The 17122-nt window shown below is 35.7% G+C and carries 15 protein-coding genes and 1 pseudogene; 10 read left to right on the top strand and 6 right to left on the bottom strand.

The window, feature by feature from the left end; all coding sequences use genetic code 11:
- Positions 1-19 precede the first annotated feature (19 nt).
- From ACM6F9_RS05405 to ACM6F9_RS05395, 3 genes are read right to left on the bottom strand one after another with little or no spacing between them, the layout of a single operon-like run.
- Positions 20-883, bottom strand: coding sequence for a DUF58 domain-containing protein (locus ACM6F9_RS05405; protein ID WP_414844748.1), 864 nt, complete (start codon positions 881-883; stop codon positions 20-22).
- Between the two features lie 45 nt (positions 884-928).
- On the bottom strand, positions 929-1387 hold the full coding sequence (locus ACM6F9_RS05400) for a GNAT family N-acetyltransferase (protein WP_414844747.1): 459 nt from the start codon (positions 1385-1387) through the stop codon (positions 929-931).
- Positions 1387-2391: an AAA family ATPase gene (locus tag ACM6F9_RS05395; protein WP_089690154.1), complete on the bottom strand. Its 1005-nt coding sequence runs from the start codon at positions 2389-2391 to the stop codon at positions 1387-1389. The genes ACM6F9_RS05400 and ACM6F9_RS05395 overlap by 1 nt, the downstream gene beginning before the upstream one ends.
- A 251-nt stretch (positions 2392-2642) precedes the next feature.
- On the opposite strand from ACM6F9_RS05395, the gene ACM6F9_RS05390 reads away from it, so the two are divergent.
- The 8 genes and pseudogenes from ACM6F9_RS05390 to ACM6F9_RS05355 all read left to right on the top strand — a co-directional run bounded on the left by ACM6F9_RS05390 (position 2643) and on the right by ACM6F9_RS05355 (position 10733).
- Positions 2643-3113, top strand: a complete 471-nt coding sequence (locus ACM6F9_RS05390; protein ID WP_002977558.1) for a DinB family protein — start codon at positions 2643-2645, stop codon at positions 3111-3113.
- Positions 3114-3143: 30 nt separating this feature from the next.
- Positions 3144-3537 (top strand): annotated as a pseudogene (locus ACM6F9_RS05385) (four helix bundle protein).
- Positions 3538-3601: 64 nt separating this feature from the next.
- Positions 3602-4360 (top strand): 23S rRNA (guanosine(2251)-2'-O)-methyltransferase RlmB, encoded by a 759-nt coding sequence (gene rlmB, locus ACM6F9_RS05380; RefSeq protein ID WP_105703252.1) that lies wholly within the window; start codon positions 3602-3604, stop codon positions 4358-4360.
- Positions 4361-4572: 212 nt separating this feature from the next.
- Complete coding sequence (locus tag ACM6F9_RS05375; RefSeq protein WP_414844746.1) at positions 4573-5622, top strand: DUF6263 family protein; 1050 nt, start codon at positions 4573-4575, stop codon at positions 5620-5622.
- A 58-nt stretch (positions 5623-5680) separates the two neighbouring features.
- Positions 5681-5911, top strand: a complete 231-nt coding sequence (locus ACM6F9_RS05370) for a hypothetical protein (RefSeq protein ID WP_414844745.1) — start codon at positions 5681-5683, stop codon at positions 5909-5911.
- A 30-nt stretch (positions 5912-5941) separates the two neighbouring features.
- Positions 5942-8467 carry a YfhO family protein gene (locus ACM6F9_RS05365; RefSeq protein WP_414844744.1) on the top strand — a complete coding sequence of 842 codons (2526 nt, stop codon included), beginning with the start codon at positions 5942-5944 and terminating at the stop codon, positions 8465-8467.
- A 16-nt stretch (positions 8468-8483) separates the two neighbouring features.
- Positions 8484-9440 carry a hypothetical protein gene (locus ACM6F9_RS05360; RefSeq protein ID WP_414844743.1) on the top strand — a complete coding sequence of 319 codons (957 nt, stop codon included), beginning with the start codon at positions 8484-8486 and terminating at the stop codon, positions 9438-9440.
- Positions 9441-10733, top strand: coding sequence for a glycosyl transferase family 1 (locus ACM6F9_RS05355; protein WP_414844742.1), 1293 nt, complete (start codon positions 9441-9443; stop codon positions 10731-10733).
- Between the two features lie 54 nt (positions 10734-10787).
- Here ACM6F9_RS05355 and ACM6F9_RS05350 read toward each other — a convergent pair whose 3' ends face one another.
- Positions 10788-11447, bottom strand: coding sequence for a hypothetical protein (locus ACM6F9_RS05350; protein ID WP_414844741.1), 660 nt, complete (start codon positions 11445-11447; stop codon positions 10788-10790).
- A 120-nt stretch (positions 11448-11567) separates the two neighbouring features.
- Here ACM6F9_RS05350 and ACM6F9_RS05345 point away from each other — a divergent pair, with 120 nt between their 5' ends.
- Positions 11568-12533, top strand: coding sequence for a YpdA family putative bacillithiol disulfide reductase (locus ACM6F9_RS05345; RefSeq protein WP_414844740.1), 966 nt, complete (start codon positions 11568-11570; stop codon positions 12531-12533).
- Positions 12534-12632: 99 nt separating this feature from the next.
- On the opposite strand, the gene ACM6F9_RS05340 is transcribed toward ACM6F9_RS05345, so the two are convergent.
- Together ACM6F9_RS05340 and ACM6F9_RS05335 are read right to left on the bottom strand one after the other, a co-directional pair.
- Entirely contained in the window at positions 12633-13814 is a 1182-nt protein-coding gene (locus ACM6F9_RS05340) for an MFS transporter (RefSeq protein WP_414845103.1), read from the bottom strand.
- 163 nt (positions 13815-13977) lie between these two features.
- Positions 13978-15651, bottom strand: coding sequence for a glutamine--tRNA ligase/YqeY domain fusion protein (locus ACM6F9_RS05335; protein ID WP_414844739.1), 1674 nt, complete (start codon positions 15649-15651; stop codon positions 13978-13980).
- A 152-nt stretch (positions 15652-15803) separates the two neighbouring features.
- Between ACM6F9_RS05335 and ACM6F9_RS05330 the strand changes: the two genes are divergently transcribed.
- Complete coding sequence (locus ACM6F9_RS05330) at positions 15804-16934, top strand: alpha/beta hydrolase (protein ID WP_414844738.1); 1131 nt, start codon at positions 15804-15806, stop codon at positions 16932-16934.
- Positions 16935-17122 lie beyond the last annotated feature (188 nt).

Below are 17122 nucleotides of genomic sequence, written 5' to 3'. Positions count from 1 at the left end.
TTACGAGCTAAGCCCGATGTTATTTTTTCTGAAAGTAATTATACAATAATTTTGAATAATCTGAGCCGGTATTGATATTCATAAAACTTGCAGAGCTGTTGGCAAAGTCTTCTTCCAGAGCTCTCAGTTTTTGTTTTTGAGCTTCCGCAAAAGTATACCGCCATCTTGCACTGGAAGTATTGGCCCATATTTCCTTTCCGGTTTCCACATCATACATGCGGGCATATCCTACGTCAGGAATTTCATTATCCTTTTCATCATAAATCCTCATTCCCAACAGTTGATGTTTCTTTGAAGCCACTCTCAACATTTTGGAATCATATTCATCTTCAAAATCTGAAAACAGGAAAACAAGAGATTTTCTTTTAAAAATCCCCATCATATATTCCATTGCTTTGTCTATTTTAGATTCTGCAGGAACATAATCTGCCGTCAGAATATTACTGATAATCGAAAGAATATGTTTTCTTCCTTTTTGAGGAGGAATTACTTTGTATACTTTATCAGCAAATAGAATCAATCCTACTTTATCATTATTTCCGGCCGCTGAAAATCCTAAACTGGCTGCAATCTCTGCTACATATTCTCTTTTCAGCTGAACTTTCGTTCCATAATCCATGGAAGCAGAAATATCAACAAGAATCATCATCGTCAGCTCCCTTTCTTCTTCCATTACTTTTACGAAAGGCTCACGGAAACGTGCGGTTTTATTCCAGTCGATTCTTCTGATTTCATCTCCAAACTGATATGGACGCACTTCTGAAAAAGTCATCCCCTGCCCTTTAAAGGCGCTGTGATATTGCCCCATCAAAGCAGCCTCCGTCTTTTTTCTGGTACGGATTTCAATCTGCTTTACTTTTTTTACAATATCTTTTATCTGCATAGACAATTTTAAAGTTCAAGGTTTAAAATTCAAAGTTTAATGTTATTAATCTTTTAGCTCGATGGAAACATTCAACCACTCGTTATCAAACTTTGTATTGTATTTTTTATAAAAATTGATTGCAGGTTCATTCCAGTTTAATACCTGGAAGACCATACCACTGTAATTATGGGTTTTACCATATTCCAGTGTTGCATCAAATAACTTTTTTCCTATTTGTTTTCCTCTCAGATTTTCCGTCACGACAAGATCTTCAAGGTACAGCCTTCTTCCTTTCCATGTTGAATATCTGTCATAATATAATGATATTCCTACAATTTCACCTTCATATTCTGCCACAAAAGCACCCCACACAGGAGAAGCCCCAAAACCGTCCTGTGTAAAATCATCCAACGTTACCGTTACTTCATGCAGTGCTTTTTCATATTCCGCTAATTCCCGGATTAAATCCAACATAGGAGCACAGTCCTCCCGAACTGCTTTTCTAATTATTACATCACTCATTATGGTGCCTGGATTTTTGCTAAAATTCTGTTGATGATCTCTTCTGTTGTCACTTCTTCAGCTTCAGCCTCGAAAGTTAAGCCCATTCTGTGTCTTAAAACATCTTTCGCCAGTGCTTTTACATCTTCAGGAATCACGAAAGCTCTTCCTTTCAGGAATGCATAAGCTCTTGAAGCAATAGCAAGGTTAATGGAAGCTCTTGGAGAAGCTCCGAAACTGATGTAATTTTTAAGTTCAGAAAGACCATAGTTTTCCGGATAACGTGTCGCAAAGACCATATCCAGAATATATTTTTCAATTTTCTCGTCCAGATAAATCTGGTTGATTAATTCTTTTGCATCAACAATATCCTGAAGGGCAATCACAGGCTTCACTGTTGGCTGGTGTGATGTTGAAACCATTCTCATCACCTGTCTTTCATCTTCGAAAGCCGGATAATCAATAGTACACTTCAGCATGAAACGGTCACTTTGTGCTTCAGGCAGCAGGTAAGTTCCTTCCTGATCAATAGGGTTCTGCGTTGCCAATACCAAAAATGGTTTTGGAAGCTTCATTGTTTCATCACCAATTGTAACCTGTTTTTCCTGCATTACCTCCAAAAGAGCCGACTGTACTTTTGCCGGTGCACGGTTGATCTCATCTGCTAATACAAAGTTCGCAAATACAGGTCCTTTTTTTATGGAAAAATCATTGTCTTTGATATTAAAAATCATGGTTCCCACTACATCCGCAGGAAGTAAATCCGGTGTAAACTGGATCCTTGAAAACTCACCATGAACAGCATCAGCCAATGTCTTTATTGCAAGAGTTTTGGCCAACCCCGGCACCCCTTCCAAAAGAACGTGACCATTCCCCAGAAGTCCTACCAAAAGTCGGTCTATCATGTATTCCTGTCCAATAATAACTTTGTTGATTTCCTGTCTCAGAAGAGAAAATAAGTAGTTTTTTTCCTTTACTTTTTCCGTCAATTGGCGGATATCTTCAGCTTGATATATCTCTGACATAGCTTGATTTAAAATAAGTGGTAAATTTCTGATAAATACTTGCATTAATCAACACAATAAATGCTATTTTTGAGTTAAAGTTTGTTAAATATTCCAGTATTGATGCAAGGTCAAGAACTGCTGAAGTCTTAAAACTCAACAGGATTATCTGTTTTTTTCATAAAAATATATAAATTTTGCTTTAATCACCTGCTCAAAAATTGTCATTTCCAGTTTATTAAACTATTTTTGGTGATTAAAAATTTCGCAAAATGAATTATCATTTTCAAGCGCACAGACAGGTAAGAAAGAACCTTTTAGACATCCTTCAGAACACCTCTCATGAAGATCTGATTCTGATTCCGGATGGTTTCAACAACAATATCTACTGGAATATTGCACATACTGTTGCTACACAGCAGCTGCTGCATTATTATCTGAGTGGAAACCCTTTCCGTATTGATAAATACTGGATTGAAACTTATAAAAAAGGAACTTTACCCAACTTAAATGTTCAGAAATCTGAAGTAGAAGATCTGGAATTTTTACTGACAGAAACTTCAAAGATTTTGATGAAGGATTATGACAGTGATTTTTTCTCAGACTACACTCCATATACCACTAGTTTTGGGATGGATCTGAAAAGTATTCAGGATGCCATTATCTTCAACAATATGCATGAAAGTCTTCACTATGGATATGTGATGGCGCAGAAGAGAGCAATTTTAGGAGAGAAATATTAGTTCAAGGTTTAAAATTTAAAGTTTAAGGTTATGGGGACGATTAATAGATTTGAGGATTTAGAGATTTGGAAATTATCCCGTCACTTATGCAATGAGATTTATAGTATTATAGAATCTACCAGTCTTAAGAATAACTTTAAGCTCAGTAATCAAATTGATGGTTCTTCAGGATCTGTAATGGATAATATTGCTGAAGGATTTGAAAGAAACGGCAACAGAGAATTTATACAATTTCTTTCTATTGCGAAAGCTTCTTGTGGAGAAACCAGATCACAACTGTATCGGGTTTTTGACAGAAATTTTATTTCGCAGGAAAAATTTGAAAGATTAATTGAGCAGACAGAAACATTAAGTAAAAAGATCAGCTCTTTTAGTAAAATATTTAAATACAACTGATTTAAGAGGAACAAAGTACAAACCTTAAATTTCAAACTTTACTCAGTAAACCTTGAACTTTAAACTTTGAACCTTAAACATATAATAATAAGATGACAGATAAAAAAGACGATTTTATTTTCGGGCTGCGTCCCGTGATTGAAGCAATTGAAGCAGGAAAAACTATTGACAAGATCTTTGTGCAGAATGCACTTCAGGGTCCTATTTATGCTGAATTAAAAGCAATTTTAGCTAAAAATAAAATCCGTCCCAATTATGTTCCGGTTGAAAAACTAAACCGTTTTACAAGAAAAAACCACCAGGGTGTGGTTGCTTTTATATCGGATGTACCGTTTCATAAAGTGGAGGATATTGTTCCGCAATTATTTGAACAGGGAAAAACTCCTTTTCTTTTGATTCTGGACAGACTTACAGACGTAAGAAACTTCGGAGCGATCTGCAGAACAGCAGAATGTGTAGGAATTGATGCCGTAATCATTCCGGAAAAAGGGGCTGCTCCTATCAACTCTGATGCTATAAAAACTTCTGCCGGAGGGATTTATAACATCAAAATATGTAAAGAAAACAACCTGGCACACACTGTAGATTTCCTTCAGCAAAGCGGAATTTCAGTATATGCTGCCAGCGAAAAAGCTCAGAAATTAATCTATGATGTGAACTTCACAGAACCGTGCGCTATTGTAATGGGGAATGAAGAAACGGGTATTTCTAAAGAAGTTCTGCATCATGCTGATGAAAAAATAAAACTTCCTATTGAAGGAAAAACTCAATCTCTGAATGTATCTGTAGCATGTGGAGCGATTTTGTATGAAGCGGTAAGACAGAAAATGACCGTAATACCAAATCCTTAAATCATGAAAATATACCTATGAAGACGGCACTCAAACCGTTTATCATACCGGAGGTACATTTGGATTTTCAAGCGTCCTTCAGATCTATCCGTCGAAAAACATGGGAGTTCTAATACTTTCTAATGAATCGGATATGGAATCTCAGGGAAAACTGCAGGATATTGCAGACAGTATATTAAGAAATAGTAGTAAAAAATAAAGTTAAAAATCAAATGAAGAACATTGCAGCGCTTGCGCTTATATCATCAATAGCTCTTGTATCTTGTAAAAAAGAAACAGCAAAAATAACAAAAGTAGATCCTAAAACCGGAAAAACAGTAACGGTAGAAGTTCCTGCTGATTCTGTAGCGAAAGTGGCAGAAAACCCGGCAATCAAAGACTCTGCAGGTGTTATTACCCAAACTTTTAAGCTTGAAAAAGGAAAGACTTACCCTCTTACCACCTATCAGAGAGATGTAAAAACGATGACGGATCCTCAGGGAAAATCTATGACTGCAACCAGCGAGTCTACAGATGAAATGAACTTTGTAGTGAATGATATTAAAGGGAATGTATATGAAATGACTCTTAATCTTGTTGCAAAAAGAAATTCTCAGTCTGCACAGGGAAAAACAGTCGTGGTAGATACAAAATTACCTATTCCTAAAGAAGATGATCTTAAAATGATCTGGAATGTAAACAAAGCGCTTACCGGAAATAAATTAGCCATGAAAATGGATACAAAAGGTAACGTAATTTCCATCACAGGGTTTGATGCTGTTTACACAAAAGTTTCCAATGCAGTAGGTACTCTTATCAAAGATGCCAATCAAAAAGCAAGTGTAATAGCAAGCCTTAAACAATCGTTCAACGAAAAAGTATTGAAAGATCAGTTCCATAAAAACCTTATGATTATTCCTAAAAAAGGAGTGAAAATTGGAGAAAAATGGTCAACTTCTGAAAATGCTGATCCAAGCGGAAACGTAAAAGTAACATCTAATTATGTCATGAAAAGCTTAGGAAACGGAGCTGCAGAAATTGCAGTAACCGGAGGTATTCCTAAGAAAACCGAAAAGAAAGCTCAGGGACCAATCACACACAGCCTGAGTAGTGAACTGGTTCAAAACGGAACCATTAAGTTTGACGAAAGCACAGGATGGATTACCAATCAGAATATTACCGTAAAAACGACACAGATAGAATCTATTTCAGATGGAAAACAATCTCAGTCTATGAAAAGCGTTTCCAATTCTTCTGTAATGGTAAACCCATCTGCTAAATAACTGAATTAAATGTATTCCGGGTTTAAACTTTAAACCCGGAACTTTAAATTTTAATATTATGAAGTACATTCTTGAGTTAGTACTCACTGCCATTATTATTTTCTTTGTCTGGAACATTCTGAAAAGAATATTCTTCAAGACATTTTATAGTTACCGTTTTAATAACAACAATCAAAACAACGGACAGCAGGATATACAAAACTCGAATAAGAATAACAAACAGAACCTCAAATGGGATGCAGAAACAGTAGACTTTGAAGAGGTGAAAGAGAGTAAGGATAAAAGGTAAAATTCCAAGAAATAAAAGATAATAACCAGCATGGCAAAAAATAAAAACTTAATTTATATTGCAGCTTCATTAGTAGTATTTATAGTTTTAGCATTTTTATATTCTACTCCTGTATTTACAGGAAAACAACTTTTCCAGCACGATATCGTGCAATACAGAGGAGGGGCAAAAGAACTACTCGACTATAGAGCCAGTACCGGAAATGAGACCTATTGGAGCGACTCTATGTTTGGAGGAATGCCGACTTATCAGATGGGAAGCCAGTTCAAAGGTGACATCATCAAAAAAATCGACAGCAACCTGAATGTTCTGCCAAGGCCGGTCAATTATCTCTTCCTGCTTTTTGCAGGCTTTTTCCTTTTGGGAATGGTAGTGGTCAGAAATTGGAAGTACGCACTCTTAGGAGCCACTTTCTTCGGGCTTTCTACCTATTTTTATATTATTATTGCAGCCGGACATAACGGTAAAGTAAACACCATTGAATATTTCGCTCCGCTGCTAGCCGGAATTTTACTCGTTTATATCAGAAAACAATACATCTGGGGATTCATCGTCACAACCCTCTTTATGGGGTTACAGATTGCAGCCAATCACCCACAGATGACGTATTATCTTTTCCTTGCACTAGGATTCTTATTCTTGTCTGAACTCATCAGAGCCATTCAGAAAAAGACACCAATGAAGCATTTCCTGATCTCTTCAGGAATCATTGCAGCATCATGTATTATCGGGGTTGGAATGAACTCACAGAGAATCATGGCCAATTCTGAATATGTAAAAGAAACCGTGCGTGGAAAACAAATTTTAGATAACGACAGCCATACTTCAGGGAAATCCGGAATGGATAAAGAAAGTATGCTGATGTGGAGCTACGGACAGCTTGAAACCTTGAACCTTTTCATTCCAAGATTAATGGGTGGAGGAAGTCAGGAACCGGAAGGAAAAGAAATGATGAGCAAAGTTCAGGAACTTGTTCAGGAAAATGTAGGCTCACAGACGGAAATGGATAGAATTTCTAAAGGTTTCGGCGGAATGACGTATTGGGGAGACCAGCCGGGAACTTCAGGACCTGCTTATCAGGGAGCCATTGTATGTTTCCTTGCAGTCCTAGGATTTTTCTTTGCTTCGAAAAAATACCGTTACTGGATTTTGGGAGCTTCTATATTGACTATTTTACTGGCTTGGGGAAGCAATTTTATGCCTTTATCGGACTTCTTTATTGATTATGTACCGTTCTATAATAAATTCAGAGCACCTTCTTCCATATTAGTGGTTGTAGAGCTATTATTCCCTTTGATTGCTATTCTAGGATTATACAGATTCTTCACAGACGAAAAATTGACTGAGGAATACAAACAGAAAATTCTTCTTTATGTAGGGGGTGGAACTTTAGGATTGTTATTGATTCTTTTAATCTTTGGAAAATCATTATTAGGGTTTTCAACAGAAGGCGAAAAGACTTATTTCCCTCCTTTCCTACTCGATTATCTTGTAGATGAAAGATATAAATTATTCAGAATAGATGCTATAAAAGCATTTATCTATGTAGCCATTACAGCAGCTGCGTTATTCTTAACTTTAAAGAAAAAGCTTAATCAGAATATTGCTTTAGTAGTAATCGGAGTCGTGAGTTTATTTGATCTTTGGACTGTAAATAAACGTTATTTAAATGATGAAAATTATGTAGATAAAATCTTTGCAGAAAACCCTTTCCAGACAGAAAGTTCAGATCTTTTGGCTGAAAAAGTTCAGGGAAATCCAAATCTGGAATCTATTTTAGCCAATGTCAACATCAACAAAACATTGGAGACTATCGCTGAAAAAGATAAGACTCACTACAGAATTTACAACCAGACGTTGGGAGTAACAAGTGAAACCAACACCTCTTATTTTAAAGCTTCCATTGGTGGTTATCACGCTGTAAAATTAAGAAGATATGATGATGTTCTGAATGAATACATCAATAATGTGGACAGTGTAAAAACGCCTAATGTATTAAACTTATTAAATGCCAAATACCTTGTTTTTGGAGGGCCAGAGCAACCACAGGTAGTTCCTAACCCAAAAGCCAATGGTAATGCATGGTTTGTAAGTGACCTGAAGTTCGTAGACAGTCCTAATCAGGAAATTAAATCGATCGGAACTATCGACAACAAAAAGACAGCAGTTATTGCTTCATCTGATAAAGCCTATTTTGCAGACAAACCTATTCAGGCAGATTCTACCGCATTTATTAATCTTACGAAATATCAGCCTAACGAACTAGAATTTAAATCTCAGTCGAAGACCCCTCAATTAGCGGTATTCTCTGAAGTATATTATCCTCATGGATGGAAAGTGCTGGTAGATGAGAAAGAAGTTCCTTACATTAAAGCAGATTATTTACTTCGTGCAGTGCATGTTCCAGCAGGAAATCATCATATCAGAATGGTTTTCGAACCGGAAGTGATTGAAAAAGGGAAATGGGTTTCTCTTCTTTCATTCGGATTATTTATCCTCTTATCTGCCTTTGGAATTTTCTGGATGAATAAGAACAAGAAAAAAGAGATTGCATAAATTAAAGACACATTTTATGAAAAAAATAGTATTGTTGATTATTACTGTTAATTTATTTAACTGCCAAAAGAAAGAGGTACAATATACTTCTCCACCTCCACCTATGGAAGCAGTAACTTTAAATAATAATATAACTTCAAAACATGTCAATATCCCCAATACTAAAATATATTTTTTGCCTTTTGATAAAAACTATAATTTAAGTAATGGAGCTATGGTTTCTAAAGACAACAATTATTCTATTACTGTAATGGAGTCGGATGGTAATACCGTAAAAAATACTGTTGATGATTTTTCAAAAGAAGATTTTGAGGCAAAAGGAATAAAGGTATTTGATGATAAGTTTATTACGGTAAATGGAGTAAAATCTAAAATTATTTTTCTGCAGGGTCAGCCACAATTAAAAGGAGCAATTCTTTTTATTGATAATAGAACCGAAAAAGAAATGATTACAGTAATGTATGATGCCAATAACACTTTACTTGAAAACAAAGTAAAAAATATGCTACATACTATTGTTTATAATAAAGATTCTAAAGTAGATTACTTAGGCAATGCAACTTTCAATATAGATCTTTCAGGCACTAAGTTTAAATTCCAAAAATACACCTCAAATTTTTATAATTTTACAGAAGATGGTAAGGATGCTGAAATATTAGAACCGACCATATTAATTTCACAAATACCCAATATTGGAGATCCTAGTTTAAAAGGCTTTTTTGAAGAATCAAAAAAATCTTTACTCAAATATGGATTTGAAGATTTGAATGAAAAAAACATAGTTGAAACAAAAGATTCGTTTCAGGCAGAGATTGATGGGAAATTTAAAGGAAAGCCTAGTGTGTGTTATTATAAAATTATAAAAGATCCAAAGAAAGATTTCATATTATTTTTAATGGCATCTTCTAAACAGAATTTAGATCAGGATTTACCACAATTCAAAAAAATAGCAAATACATTTTCATTTAAATAAATGGAACATAAGAAAATATTGATTATCACCTATTACTGGCCTCCTGCGGGAGGTCCTGGTGTTCAAAGATGGCTGAAGTTTGCAAAATATCTGCCGGATTTCGGCTGGAAACCCATCATTTATACTCCCGAAAATCCAAGCTACCCATTGCTGGATGAAACGCTGATGAAAGATGTTCCTGAAAACATTGAGATGGTAAGAACTAAGATCTGGGAACCTTATCAACTGGCTGAAAAACTCAATAAAAGCAATAAAAAATTTAAAGCCGGACAATTTGATGTAGGAAAAAATCAAAGCTGGAAATCCAAACTTTCAATCTGGGTACGAGGTAATTTTTTCATCCCGGATGCCAGAGTCTTTTGGGTAAAACCTTCCGTCACATTTTTGGAAAAATACCTGAAAGAAAATAACATAGATACCATTGTAACATCAGGTCCGCCCCACTCGCTTCACCTGATTGGTTTAGGATTAAAAAGCAAAATACCGAATCTGAAATGGATTGCCGATTTCCGTGATCCATGGACAGAAATATCCTATTACAAACATCTGAAATTAACCAAAAGTTCAGATAAAAAACACCGTCAACTTGAAAGTGCCGTATTTAAGAACGCAGACATTACGTTGGCTACAAGTTATACTGATGCTGAAAACTTCAGAAAAGCAGGAGCTAATGCCGTTTGTATTACGAATGGCTTTGATGAAAGTGATTCGGGTGAAAAAATGAAAGGGCAAAAAGCTGAAAATAAATTCACGCTCAGTTATATCGGAGTTTTGGAACAGCTTAGAAACCCTGAAAATCTGTGGAAAGCACTTGACGAACTTATCAAGGAAAATACTGAATTTGCAGCTGATTTTACATTGAAATTCGTAGGAAGAATAGATGATAAAATCCTTCATACCATAGAAAATTCAAGTCTTAAAAATCATATCGTGAATCTTGGATATCTGGCTCATGGTAAAGCGGTAGAAGAAATGCAGACTTCCGATCTGCTTCTTATCACCAATTTCCCGAATGAATCTTCAAAAGGAATCATCCCCGGAAAAATATTTGAATACCTGGCTTCAGGAAAACAGATTCTATCATTTGGTCCTGAGAAAGCTGATGTGGCAAAAATTCTGGAGGAAACAGAGGCTGGGAAACACTTTAATTATCAGGATACGGAAACTGTAAAAAAGTTTATTCTTGAAAAATTTAACCTTTGGAAAAATGGCAGTCTTCTCGAAAACACTCAGCATATTGAACAGTTCTCAAGAAGAAATCTCACCCGTCAACTGACTGAGGCTTTGAAATAAAAAAGAATAGAAGTTAGGGGCTGGAAGTTTAATTCCAGCATCTGCTTCTTGTTTCTATATCGTCCACTGGTCGTTCAAAACAGCAACCAGATAATATTTACCCTGAAATTCTTCAAATACAAAACGAACCGTTTTCCAATCCATATTTCCGTACTTTTCGGTTCCTTTGATATAGTTTTCGGTGAAGTCGTCTTTAGGATAAATTTCCTTTAAATTATTCAGTGAATTACCACCTCCTATGAACTTATTCAATGAATATTGTGACGTAGTAAAATCTTTAGAAAATACCCATTTACCAAGGTAATCATTGATAGTCGCTTTATAAGGGTCTCCGGAACCATCATGTGCTCCCCATGTAAACAATGTTTTGGTAGGCTGATATTTTTCAAAATCTGCTTTAGAAAAATGCTTATCTTCTTTTACATCCACATAAGCATACATAGAAAAACGGACTCCTTTTTCAGGGTGAATTAAAGAAGCGAAAGTGGTATAATCTTTATCTTTCAAAGCCTTTAAAACCTCATCATTAATTTGTTTTAAAACAGCTTCTTTATTAACGTTATTATGAACGGTTCCAGCACTGTCAACTTTATTTTGTGCAATGGAATCAATTTGATTGGGAACAGGTTTTCCAGCCTCTTTTTTACAGGCTGTAGCAACACTGAGAACTAATACTGTACTCATAACTAATAGAGGAATAATTCTTTTTTTCATATGATAAGTTTTTTTGGTGGATAAAAAGAGTACCAAAACTGATGCCAACCGCTATAATTCATAAATGATAAATGATAATTCTTAATTCATAATTTACAATTTCAGCCGTACCTTTGTAGTATGGAAATTTTGGACATTCTCATTATCGGAGCCGGGCCTATCGGCCTAAACTGTGCTATTGAAGCCCAAAAAAACAACCTTACTCATTTAATCATAGAAAAAGGAACCATTGTCAACTCTCTGTACAATTATCCTTTATACATGCGCTTTTTCTCTACTGCAGAAAAACTGGAAATTGACGAAATTCCTTTTATTTCTGCTGCTCCCAAACCGGGAAGACAGGAAGCGTTGGAATACTATCAGGGAATTGCCCGACAAAAAAAGATCAATATCAATCTCTACGAAAAGGTGTTGAGTGTTTCGAAAAGCGATGAAATATTTGAGATCAAAACAACCAAATCAACCTATTATGCCAAGAATGTTGTGATTGCAACCGGATTCTACGATATTCCCAATCTTATGAATATTTCAGGCGAAAATCTTCCGAAGGTCAAGCATTATTATACCGAACCTTATCCTTATGCAAGGCAGAAAATTGTAGTAGTGGGATCAAGCAATTCCGCTGTAGATGCAGCATTGGAAACCTATAGAAAAGGAGCTGAAGTAACAATGATTGTCCGCCACTCCGAGATTTCAAAAAGTGTAAAATATTGGGTAAAACCGGATATTGAAAACAGAATTGCAGAAGGAAGCATTAAAGCTCATTTTAATGCAGAAATGATCGAAATCAAAGAGAATACAATCATTTTCAAAGATGAAAAAGGAGAAACTCATGAAATTGACAATGATTTTGTATTGGCGATGACAGGTTATCTTCCTGATTTTGATTTTCTTAAAAATTCAGGGATTGAGCTAAATGGAGACTGCCTTAATCCGTTTTATAATCCCGAAACAATGGAAACCAATATTTACAATCTTTATCTTGCAGGTGTAGTATGTGGAGGAAAAGACACGCATCTCTGGTTCATTGAGAATTCGAGAGTTCATGCGAATATGATTATCAATTCCATACTTTCTAAGCCTTAATTATAAAAAGTAATATATATTAATAGTTTCGGGCAATTTCTACGAAATTGCCCGAAACTATATTTTTTAAACAACTGAATTAAAAGGAATTATATTAAACTACATCAAATCCTTCCCTACTTTATTTTTATCCTTAAGCATCCATGGAATGATAAAGTAAAAACCTACGGCAATAGCCACTGCCAATACTCCTGTTCCAATCCACAATATACTGAAGCCTAACTTTTCTGCAATCAATGTTCCTATATAAGGTGTAACGATGAATGCTATTGAAAAAGAAATTCCATTCAATCCCATATAAGCTCCTTTATTATTCTCTCCGGAACGTAATGCTGTGATGGTTGACATAAAGGGAAGCGTCCATATTTCCCCTACACAAAGTAAGGTCATAGACAGCACAAGGGCAATCATACTGTAATCAAAGGCCAGCATGGCATAAGAAATACCACACAGGAAAGTTCCGAACAGCATTGTAAAAGCTAAAGTAAAATACTTCTCAGCTACCTGTACCAGCCCCATTTCCAGCAATACAATCAAAAATCCGCTATACCCCAGAATATATCCGATATTTTGCTGACTCAAATGCGCTGTATCCTTATAGAATATGGTCAGAGTACTGAATAACTGGAAGAAACATATAGCAAACAGCATACAAAATGCACAATAAATCAAAAACTTACTATCGCGGTATGGAGAGCTTTCTTTCTTAACTACAACCTCTTCTTTTACTGTCTTAGCTTTCTCTTTCGCTATTCGTGCACGATCCTTAAAGAACCAGATATACATCAGCCCTGCCAGTAAAGCAGCCAATGCATTACTGAAAAACAGAAATTCATAAGAAATAGCAGAGAGAATACCTCCCAAGGCTGGCCCGATAGAAAATCCCAGGTTGACAGCCATACGGTTTAAGGAAAAAGCTCTGGTAATATTTTCAGGCTTTGCATATTTGGTGATCGCGACCGAGTTAGCCGGACGAAAAGTTTCACTTACAATACTTTGGGCCAAAATAATTCCCGCCAAACCTGCTTCCGTTGTAAAAAGCGGAATCAGACAGAATAAGGGAACACTGAGAAGCAGACTCAGACTCTGTACTCTGTATTCTCCTATTTTATCTGTAATCATACCTCCCAGCCACGATCCAAGAACAGAGCCTATTCCAAAAAAGCTCAGTACAATTCCTGAATTTTCAATACTAAAATGTAAATGATTTGTCATATAAACTCCCAGAAACGGAAGTACCATAGAACCGGCTCTGTTGATGAGCATTACCAACGCCAGCATCCAACTCTCCTGCGAGAGTCCTTTGAATGAATTGGTATATATGTTTATTAATTTCACAATTTCCTAAGTTTTAATTATTTGATTTTGTTTAAGTTTCTTTTAAACAAAAAAACAGGACTTAAAAATTAAGCCCTGTTTCATTTATCTTGTATCAATAAATTTCTTACTCTGGCTTATAAGAGTCTTTTAATGTCACAGTTCTATTGAACACAAAATTTGTGTCCGTAGAATCCTGATCTTTTGTAAAATATCCGATTCTCTGGAACTGTAATGGTTCTCCGACAGCAACTTCTTTCAGACTTGGTTCAGCAAATCCTTTTATCGTTGTGACAGATTCAGGGTTGATGAAGTTTAAGAAGTCTACATCTTTTTCTGCATCAGGCTGTTCTACTGTAAACAATTGGTTGTAGATTCTCACATCTACAGGAATAGCATGTTTTGCCGACACCCAGTGTAAAGTTCCTTTTACTTTTCTTAAACTTTCTTCTGTTCCGCTTCCGGACTTGCTCTTCTCATCGTAAGAAGCATAAATGGTAGTAATCTCACCATTTTCATCCTTCTCTACTCTTTCAGCTTTGATGATGTAAGCAGATTTCAAACGAACTTCTCCACCTAATTTAAGTCTGAAGAATTTATTGTTAGCTTCTTCTTTGAAGTCTTCACGTTCAATATACAGCTCTCTTGAGAATGGAACCTCTCTTGTTCCTGCATTTTCCTGCTCAGGATTATTTTCAGTTTCTAACCATTCTTCTTTGTCTGCAGGATAGTTTTCGATCACTAATTTCACAGGATCTACGACTGCCATTACACGCTTAGCTACCTTGTTCAGGTCTTCACGTACACAGAAATCAAGCAATTGGATTTCGATAAGGTTTTCTCTTTTCGCTACCCCTACTTTCTCAATAAAATTTTTGATAGAAGCCGGAGTATATCCTTTTCTTCTCATTCCTGAAATGGTAGGCATTCTAGGGTCATCCCATCCGGTTACTACCCCTTCAGCTACCAATCTTTGAAGCTTTCTTTTGGAAGTAATCATATAGGAAACATTCATCCTTGCAAATTCTCTTTGTTTGTTTTTAACCCTTCCATCTTCGTAAACCTGATCTAAATACCAGTTGTACAAAGGTCTGTGATTTTCAAACTCCAAAGAGCAAAGTGAGTGTGAAATTTGCTCAATATAATCGGATTCACCATGAGCCCAGTCATACATCGGATAAATTTTCCAGGCTGTACCTGTTCTGTGGTGAGGTTTATTCAAAATTCTGTACATAACAGGGTCACGCATATTCATATTAGGTGAAACCATGTCGATTTTTGCACGAAGAGACATTGAACCACTTTCAAATTCTCCGTTTTTCATCCTTTCGAATAAATCTAATGATTCTTCAACAGGACGGTTTCTGTATGGAGATTCAATTCCCGGTTCTGCAGGATTCTTTCTTTGTTCGGTGATGACTTCAGACGGCTGCTCATCTACGTAAGCTTTTCCTTCTTTAATTAACTGAACTGCCCAATCGTAAAGCTGCTGGAAGTAATCGGATGCGTACAAAACTTTATCCCATTTGAAACCTAACCATTCAACATCTTTCATGATAGAATCTACGAATTCCTGCTCTTCTTTTTCAGGGTTCGTATCGTCGAAACGAAGGTTTACGGGAGCATTGTATTTTTCACCAAGACCGAAGTTGATGCAGATCGCTTTTGTATGACCTACATGCAGATAACCATTCGGTTCAGGTGGAAAACGGAAACGGATCTGATCTCTTTTCAAACCGTTTGCCAGATCCTCTTCAATAATTTGCTCAATAAAATTGAGTGATTTTTTTTCTTCTTCCATTAAAGTAGCTTTTATTTTTTAGCAAAAAAAGTTTCACAAAGTTACGGAAAAATAAGCGTTTGTAAAAGTGATAATTTAAAAGCCTTATCCATTGTATTTCAGGAATTTTCACTAATTTCGAAAAGCTAAAACCATTGTAACCTTTTACCATCATGGGCGTTTATATCTTAAGCAACCGGAAAATTATTCGTCATAAAGGTGAAAAAGTAGACTCTTTTTCCAATGATGAATACTCAATTCCTAATTTCAGAATTGCCAAATGTGATTTTGACAATTATCAGGAACCTACTCCACAGGCCAAAAAGAAGAAAGACTATACCAACAGGAATATCTTAAATTACAAGCTTTTCTCTGAACCGGAAAAACAGGGTTATGAAGAAGTTTTGGACGTTTTGTTGAGTGAAAAAGGAATCAAAAAATCTCCTCTTACAGCCAATAACCTTGGCGGAACCCAAAGGATGTTTTACGAACTGTACAAAAATATGTCTTCTACGAAAGACAGAAGCGATGTGCTGATATTCATCCACGGTTATTTGTATGATTTTGATGATGAATTAAAGGCTATTCTTGATCTTAAGAAGATATTCATTGATAATCCTGCATCCCCTGTAGAACATATTTTGTTCGTAAGCTGGCCAGCCTCAGGAAGTATGATTCCTTTAAGTTATTTTGATGATAAGGCTTCCAGTATTAATTCCGGGGCATCCCTGATGAGAATGTTTTATTTCTACACCCAGTTTTTAAAAGATATTTTTTCCAACCGGGATCTTAAACCATGTAACCAAAGAATTCATATCATGGCCCATTCTTTGGGAAACAGAGTGCTTCAAAGCATGCTTTACAGCCTTAAAAGAGAGAATATACTCCGCGTTATTGATCAGGTTTTATTGTTGAATGCAGATGTAAGTTATAAAGTATTTGAAGATTCCGAAGATTCATATAATAAACTACCATTATTAGCTAACCGAATTTCCATTTATCTGAACAGACAGGATCTCATTCTGGGAGCTTCTCAGTTTACAAAAAATATCCTCACCCCAAGACTTGGTAAAAACGGGCCAAGTGATATTGACCAATACAAAGATATTGTGTCTATCATCGACTGTACGTTTGTAAAGGATGATCTGCTTCACAGCCTTAAATATGAAGTAGGAAATCACTGGGGATATCTTTCCAGCTCACAGGTACAGAACGATATCTTCCAGAATTTATACGGAGTAGATAGAAATCTTATCACCAACAGATCAAAAGATAACGAAAATATTTTCACAATTATTTCTTAACAAATAATTAAAATAATCCTTAAAAAATGAACTATACGTTAAAATTAATTCACTTTTACAGTATGGCATAAAGATTGCCAATTCAAACCATAGGGAATTACAATTTTTTATTATGGAACAGATTAAAAAAAGGTTTTCTTATATATTAGCCTATTTAAAGAAAGCCATCTTCGTAAAAGATGTGATTT

The organism is Chryseobacterium sp. IT-36CA2, from assembly GCF_949767875.1.
In the GTDB taxonomy this organism is placed as follows: Bacteria; Bacteroidota; Bacteroidia; order Flavobacteriales; family Weeksellaceae; genus Chryseobacterium.
This window is presented reverse-complemented; position numbering and strand designations above follow the sequence as displayed.